At 69.9% G+C, this 7392-nt stretch carries 8 protein-coding genes; 6 read left to right on the top strand and 2 right to left on the bottom strand.

The genetic code is table 11. The annotated features are described in order from the left end of the window. The first annotated feature begins 79 nt into the window (after positions 1 to 79). The 4 genes from FB455_RS32460 to FB455_RS32475 are packed head-to-tail and all read left to right on the top strand — an operon-like array spanning position 80 to position 3583. Positions 80 to 1351, top strand: coding sequence for a beta-ketoacyl-[acyl-carrier-protein] synthase family protein (locus tag FB455_RS32460; protein WP_145755727.1), 1272 nt, complete (start codon positions 80 to 82; stop codon positions 1349 to 1351). Then, a complete protein-coding gene (locus tag FB455_RS32465) occupies positions 1348 to 2559 on the top strand; it encodes a ketosynthase chain-length factor (protein WP_030275180.1) in 1212 nt (403 codons plus the stop codon). Before FB455_RS32460 ends, FB455_RS32465 begins: the two co-directional genes overlap by 4 nt. Next, the gene (locus FB455_RS32470; protein WP_030275178.1) at positions 2559 to 2828 is read left to right on the top strand and encodes an acyl carrier protein; all 270 of its coding nucleotides are present in this window, start codon (positions 2559 to 2561) and stop codon (positions 2826 to 2828) included. Before FB455_RS32465 ends, FB455_RS32470 begins: the two co-directional genes overlap by 1 nt. A gap of 14 nt (positions 2829 to 2842) precedes the next feature. Next, the gene (locus tag FB455_RS32475; RefSeq protein WP_030275177.1) at positions 2843 to 3583 is read left to right on the top strand and encodes an NAD-dependent epimerase/dehydratase family protein; all 741 of its coding nucleotides are present in this window, start codon (positions 2843 to 2845) and stop codon (positions 3581 to 3583) included. Here FB455_RS32475 and FB455_RS32480 read toward each other — a convergent pair. Beyond that, positions 3573 to 4334, bottom strand: coding sequence for a phytanoyl-CoA dioxygenase family protein (locus tag FB455_RS32480; RefSeq protein WP_232236803.1), 762 nt, complete (start codon positions 4332 to 4334; stop codon positions 3573 to 3575). The genes FB455_RS32475 and FB455_RS32480 overlap by 11 nt on opposite strands. A gap of 204 nt (positions 4335 to 4538) precedes the next feature. Here FB455_RS32480 and FB455_RS32485 point away from each other — a divergent pair, with 204 nt between their 5' ends. Further along, complete coding sequence (locus tag FB455_RS32485) at positions 4539 to 5744, top strand: aromatic ring-hydroxylating oxygenase subunit alpha (protein ID WP_036311887.1); 1206 nt, start codon at positions 4539 to 4541, stop codon at positions 5742 to 5744. 64 nt (positions 5745 to 5808) lie between these two features. Next, entirely contained in the window at positions 5809 to 7026 is a 1218-nt protein-coding gene (locus FB455_RS32490) for a class I SAM-dependent methyltransferase (protein ID WP_013287160.1), read from the top strand. 43 nt (positions 7027 to 7069) lie between these two features. Here the strand turns inward: FB455_RS32490 and FB455_RS32495 are convergent. Beyond that, a partial coding sequence (locus FB455_RS32495; RefSeq protein ID WP_486481630.1) for a nucleotide disphospho-sugar-binding domain-containing protein occupies positions 7070 to 7392 on the bottom strand: 323 nt, incomplete at its 5' end.

Raw genomic sequence — 7392 nt, forward strand, 5'->3', positions numbered from 1 at the left:
CGGCTCGAGCCCGCGACTCCATCGTCGATCGTAGGAGACCGGCACCAATGAGCAGGTCCGCAAGAGCGGGGGAGTCTGCGTGAGTCAACGTCGGGTCGTCATCACCGGGATCGGCGTCGTCGCGCCCGGCGGGTTGGGAGCGAAGGCCTTCTGGGAACGCATCGTGGCGGGCACCCCGATGACCCGCCTGATCACCGCCTTCGACTCCACCGGCTTCCGGTCGCGGATCGCTGCCGAGTGTGACTTCGATCCGTTCCAGTACGGCTTCAGCGAGCACGACATCGGGCGCTTGGACCGGGCCGCTCTGTTCGCGCTCACCGCCACGCGGGAGGCGATGAGCGACAGCGGCCTCGTCGTCGACCGCGACGACGCGCACCGGGTCGGGGTGAGTCTCGGTACCGCCGTTGGCGCCACGCTGCGGTTGGAGGAGCGCTACCGCGCGGTCAGCCACGAAGGGCGCGACTGGCTCGTCGACCACCGGCTCGCCGGCCCCGACCTGTACGACTACTTCGTGCCCAGCTCGATGGCGGCCGAGGTGGCCTGGGCCGCCGGCGCGGAAGGACCCAACGCCGTCGTGTCGGCCGGGTGCACCTCCGGCATCGACGCGGTGGGACACGCCTGGGACCTCATCCGCGACGGATCGGTCGACATGATGATCGCCGGCGCCACCGACGCGCCGATCGCGCCGATCACGGTTGCCTGCTTCGACGCCATCAAGGCCACGTCCAACACCAACGACGATCCAGGCACCGCCGCGCGGCCGTTCGACCGTACGCGTAACGGGTTCGTGCTCGGCGAGGGCTCGGCGGTCCTGGTCTTGGAGGAACTGCAGAGCGCGCGCCGCCGCGACGCGCACATCTACGCCGAGATCCGCGGGTACGCCTCCCGTGGCAACGCCTTCCACATGACCGGCCTGCGGCCCGACGGGCAGGAGATGGCCGCGGCGATCCGCGCCGCCCTCGACACCGCCCGCATCCCGGCCACCGCCGTCGACTACGTCAATGCGCACGGCACCGCGACCAGACAGAACGACCGCCACGAGACCCAGGCGCTCAAGCGGGGCCTCGGCATGCACGCCTACGACGTGCCGATCAGCTCCATCAAGCCGGTCATCGGACACTCGCTCGGCGCCGTCGGAGCGATCGAGGTCGCCGCCAGCGCGATGGCGATCGAGTTCGACGTCGTGCCACCGACGGCCAACCTCCACCACCCCGACGCGGAGCTGGACCTGGACTACGTGCCACGCGAGGCCAGGCAGCGCAGGCTCTCCACAGTGCTGACCGTGGGCAGCGGCTTCGGCGGATTCCAAAGCGCGATGGTGCTCTCCGCGCCCGAGGCGGTGGCAGCATGAGCACCGCCGTGGTGACAGGGCTCGGCGTCGTCGCGCCCAACGGCGTCGGTGCCGGGGATTACTGGGCGGCGACCCTGCGGGGCCGCAGCGCGATCGGGAGAATCGACCTGTTCGACGTCGAGGACTACCCGAGCCGCCTCGGCGGCGTGGTCACCGGCTTCGACGCCGGGAACCACCTGCCCAGCCGGCTGCTGCCGCAGACCGATCGCATGACCAGGTTCGCGCTGGCCGCCGCGGACTGGGCGGTCGCCGACGCCGACATCGACCGGTCGGCGCTGGCCGCGACCGACCTCGGCGTGTCGACCGCGAGCGCGTCGGGCGGATTCGCGTTCGGACAGAAGGAGCTCGAGCACCTGTGCGCCGACGGACCGAGCCACGTCAGCGTCTACCAGTCGTTTGCCTGGTTCTACGCCGTCAACTCCGGCCAGATCTCGATCCGGCACGACATGCGCGGCCCGATCGGTGTACTCGTCGCCGACCAGGCCGGTGGTCTCGACGCCATCGCGCACGCCCGCCGCTCCGTCCGAAAGGGCGCGCCGCTCGTGCTCACCGGCGGGATGGACTCCGCGCTGTCCCCGTACGGGCTGGCCGCGCTGATCTCCAGCGGCATGCTGTCCACCGCCGACGACCCGCGCCATGCCTACCTTCCCTTCGACCGCAGGGCGAACGGCCACGTGCCCGGCGAGGGCGGCGCCATCCTCACCGTCGAGGACGGCGACTGTGCCCGCGAGCGTGGTGCCCACGTCTACGGCGAGATCGCCGGGTACGCCGCCACGTTCGATCCCTCACCGGGCTCGGGTCGTCCGGGCAACCTCGGGCGTGCCGTGCGGGCGGCCCTCGCCGACGCCGGGGTCGGCCCGGACGAGGTCGGCGTGGTCTTCGCCGACGCAGCCGGCGACGCGGACGCCGACCGGGCGGAGGCCGAGGTGATCGTCGACCTCTTCGGCCCGCGTGGCGTCCCGGTCACCGCGCCCAAGACGATGACCGGTCGCCTGTACTCCGGCGCCGGCCCGCTCGACGTGGCGACCGCGCTGCTCTCGCTGCGCGACAAGGTCATCCCGCCGACCGTGAACGTCGTCGCGGACTACGCCCTCGACCTGGTCGAGGCCCCCCGGCCCCTGACGGCGTCGGTTGCCCTGGTGCTGGCCCGCGGCCGGCAGGGCTTCAACAGCGCACTGGTTGTACGTGCCCCACGAAAGGAAAACTGATGAGTCAATCCGTCCGATTGAGCGTTCCCGATCTGATGACCATCCTGGCCACCTGCGCCGGCGCAGCGGAGCCCGTCGACGCGGCCGCCGAAGACCTCGGCGAGGTCCCGCTGGCCGACCTGGGCTACGACTCCCTCGCGTTGCTCGAAGCGTCGAGCGCCGTCGAACGGCGGTTCGGTATCTCGCTGCCCGAGGAGGAGGTGGCCGAGGTGCGGACGCTGAATCAGCTAGGCGACCTGGTCAATGACCGCCTCGCCCAGGTCCGGTGACCGGTGCCGACCCGATGCGTCTGATCGGCAGCGGTTTCCTCGCCCGGCATCTGCGGCCGCTCGCGGACGCGTACCCCGGCGTCACCGTGCTCGCTGCCGGGGTACCGAGGCACCCGCTGCCGGACGCCGAGCACGAGCGTGAGGCTCGGCTGGTGGCCGACACACTCCGGGACTGTGTGCGCGACGGCCGGCAGTTGGTGTTCTTCTCGACCGTCAGCATGTACGGCGGGCCGGGTTGCCAGGGACGCGAAGACGACCCCGTCGAGCCGGCCCTCCCGTACGGACGGCACAAGCTGGATCTGGAAGGGATGATCCGCGACTGCGGCGTTCCGTACCTGATCCTGCGCCTCGGGTACGTGCTCGGTCCCGGAGAACCGGAGTTCCGGCTCGTGCCCGCCATCATCCGGCAGCTTCGCGCCGGACGCGTCACGGTCCAACCAGGCGCCCGGCGCGACATCGTCCACGTCGAGGACTGGATGACGGTCGTCGACCGGCTGCTCGCCACCGGCGTCACCGACGAGGTCGTCAACGTGGCGTCGGGCGACTGCGCTGAGATCGCGGCCGTGATCGACGTGCTGGAGCGGCATCTCGGCGTGACGGCCGAGCGGGTGCTCCTCGACTCGACAGTGTCGCACTGCCCGTCGATCGCCAAGCTGCGCACGCTCGTACCGGAGGTGACGGCGTTGGGTTTCGGGCCGGGCTACCATCGCGTAGCCCTGGCCCGCTACCTCTCCTCCCTCCGCGCTACAGGGTGATGAGCGGGAATCCCTCGTCGTCCAGCGGCTGGCCGGGCTCGAATCCCGCCATGTGCCCGTCCTGGACGCCGGGGCGGTAGGTGGCGTCAGCATTGACGTACACGATGCCGTGGCCCATCCGACGTGCGTCGGACGTGTTGCTACCGGCCAGATGCACGGTACGGCAGTGGTGAAACGTCACGTCACCGGCGCGCAGTGGCACGGTCACCCGCGGCTGCCACGGGAACTCCGGCCAGATGTCGGTGATGTCGGCGAACTCCTCGAAACTCGTCATGTGCTCCTGCCGGTGCTCCGGCGGTCGCAGGTGCGAACGGGGCACGTACGACAGGCAGCCGCGCTCGACCGGGACGTCGGACAGCGCCACCCAGGCGGTCAAGGCCCGCGACAACGACGACAACGGCAGCCCGGTCTCGTCGTCGTGTACGAGCGTCGGCGCCGCCTTGTGCGGCTCCTTCGCGAGCACCTCGCTGGTGTACAGCCGCATCGGGCCATCGGCGAGCTGCAGCGCGATCGAACCGATCGCCGGGTGAAGGGCCAGTTCCCGGATCGTGTCGCTCTTGCGCCAGGCCTGCGCGACGTAGTTGACCTCGACACCGTTGACGCCGTCCCAGATCTCCATGTGGCTGTCGAGGAGCTGGGCGGCCGCCTCGGCATACCGGGCCACCTCGTCGGCGTCGAGCACGCCCGGCACGTGGACGAAGCCCTGTTCCCGGTAGCGGCGGATGGTCTCGTCAGAAATCGGATCGATCATGCTTCGCGCGCCTGTGTCTCCCATGGACTACGTCCTCCCGTCACGGTGACTGCCGCCCACAGGGTGCGGCGCGCCGCTCGAGTCCTTCGCGTCAGCCGGTAGACCCGCACCGGCCCGGCGTGCTCGCTGCCCGAGTCCGTTTCGAGCGCAGCCTGGGATCGTCCGGAGTTCCAGCCCTACGACCGGGAAGAGAGTCGGGTTCTGATGACGACACCGAACCGGGGCAGCGGCGAGCTCGACGCCCTGCTGGACCAGTTACGTGAGTACGTGACGCCGCAGCCGCCGTGGATCAGCCTGCCGCCACGAGCGTTCACCTCGCCCGAGCTGTATGAGCTGGAACTGGACCGGATCTTCCGCCGCTCGTGGATCATGGTGGCCCGGGCGGACCAGCTCGCCGGGCCCGGCGACTACCTCGCGCTGACGATCGCGGGGGAGCCGTTGCTGCTGACCCGCGACCGCACCGGCGCACTCAACGCGATGTCGCCGATCTGCCGGCACCGGATGATGCCGGTCGTCGCGGCCGGTACCGGGCGGGCCGAGCACTTCACCTGCCCGTACCACCTGTGGCGCTACGGCCTGGACGGCCAGCTGATCGCTGCGACGCACATGCGGGGGAACCCCGCCTTCGACCCCGGCACCTGCCGGCTTCCCGGGTTCGCCGTCGAACAGTGGCAGGGTTTCGTCTTCGTCAACCTCGACAGCGGCGCACCGCCGCTGCGCACCCACCTGAGCCGCATCGGCGAGGACCTGGGTAATTACGAGCTGGGCGCCATGACGCAGGTGGGTTCGTTCGTCGAGGACTGGCACTGCAACTGGAAGGTCGCCGTCGAGAACGTCCACGAGAACTATCACGTCATGGGCTTCCACCCGGAGACGATCCAGCCGTCGACGCCGGGCGGCTCCGACACCGACGTGCGCGACGATTCACCCCTGGTGCTGCGGTTCACGGTGCCGTTCAAGGAGCCGCAGGATGTGGAGTTCCTCCGGCTGACCGAACAGGAGCGACGCCAGGTCTACAACGTCTCGGTCTTTCCCTGCACGAGTTTCGCCGCGGCCGGCGAGACGGTGATCTGGCTCAGCTTCATCCCGACCGCGATCGACCGGACCGAGGTGCGCGGCGGGATCCTGGCGCCGAGTCAGACCGTCGAGGGCACCGACGCCGAGCAGCTTCAGCAGATCCGCGAGGGGAACGAGGCCTACGCCGCGGTGATCAACGGCGAGGACCAGCGTGGCCTCGAAGAGGTGCAGCGGGCCGTCGGATCCCGTTTTGCCGGACGCGGTCACCTCAGTCCGAAGGAGCCGGCGGTGCCGGTGTTCTACCGCAAGCTCGCCGCCGCGCTGCTTGCCGAGGAGTACCGGGAACCGGCGGAGGCCGGCCCGCTAGCCGCCGTCCAGTCGTCGTTGAGCTGACGACCAGCGCCTTGGCCGACGGTAACCGGATCGACAGCAGCCGCACGAGAATGGGGTACCGGTCATGTTGAGTTGTCGGACGTGCGGTGGGGAACTGCGCGAGTTCTGTGACTTCGGCCCGCAGCCGCTGTCCAGCGGCTTTCTGGAGCCGGACTACGTCGGCGACGAGTTCTTCTTCCGCCTGGCCGTCGGGGTGTGCGGGCAGTGCTCGATGGTGCAGCTGATCGAGGAGGTTCCGCGGCACCTGATGTTCAACGGGCACTACCCGTACCTGTCGTCGGGCTCGGCCACCATGCGCAAGCACTTCGAGCAGACCGCCAAGCACTTCATCGACACCGAGCTGACCGGCGACGACGCGTTTCTGGTCGAGTTGGGCTGCAACGACGGCGTCATGCTGAAGGTCATCGCCGACGCCGGGATCCGGCACCTGGGCGTCGAGCCCTCGCAGAGCGTCGCCGCGGTCGCCCGCGCCTACGGCGTACAGGTGACCACCGAATTCTTCCAGGAGTCCTCCGCACAGCAGATCCGGGCCGCGTCCGGGCCGGCGCAGGTGATCTACGCCGCGAACACCATCTGCCACATCCCGTACCTCGACTCGATCTTCCGCGGCGTCGACGAGTTGCTGGCACCCGACGGCATCTTCGTGTTCGAGGACCCGTACCTCGCCGAGATCGTCGACCGCACCTCGTTCGACCAGATCTACGACGAGCACTTCTACTTTTTCTCGGCCGTGTCGGTGCAGGCGATGGCGGCACGGTTCGGGTTCGAACTGGTCGACGTCGAGCGGCTGCCAGTGCACGGCGGCGAAGTGCGGTACACGATTGCGCGGCGCGGCGCCCGTCCAGCCTCCGCTCGGGTCGCCGCGCTGGTGGCCGAGGAGCACGGCCGTGACCTCGCCGGGCAAGGTACGCTGAAGCAGTTCGTCGGCCGGGTGGAGCAGGCCAGGGAGGAACTGACCACGCTGCTGCGGCAGTTGAAGGCCAACGGCCAGACGGTGGTCGGCTACGGCGCGACCGCGAAGAGCGCGACGGTGACGAACTACTGCGGCATCGGACCCGACCTGATCTCCTTCATCTCCGACACGACGCCGAACAAGCAGGGCCGGCTGACCCCCGGTTCGCACATCCCGGTGCGGTCGCGGGATGCGTTCGCCGCCCCGTACCCCGACTATGCGCTGTTGTTCGCCTGGAACCACGCCGACGAGATCATCGCCAAGGAGCAGGAGTTCCGGAAGGCCGGCGGCAAGTGGATCCTGTATGTGCCGGAAGTCCGGGTGGTCTGAGCCCGGCCGTGAACCGGCCGCCGCCGACAGGGAGGCGGCCGGTTCAGGTCTGCGCGAGCCGCCGCAGCACCGGTACCAGCTCTGCCGGCGTCGAAGCGGCGAGCATCTCGTGGCGCAGGTCGCCGGCGCAGGCCCGGAACGACGGCTCGTCGAGGACGCATCGGATCAACGCCCGCACCTCGCTCGCCGCGGACCGTCCCGCGACCCCGCACACCGCCACCCCGGCACGCTCCATGCGTTCGGCCCGCGGGCCGTTGCACCACAGCTTGTACGGCACGATGACCTGGGGTACGCCGTGGATGAGTGCGGTCTGGGAGGTGCCTGATCCGCCGTGGTGGATGATGGCGGCGCAGGTGGGCAGGAGCA

It is taken from the genome of Micromonospora sp. CNZ296 (genome assembly GCF_007827635.1).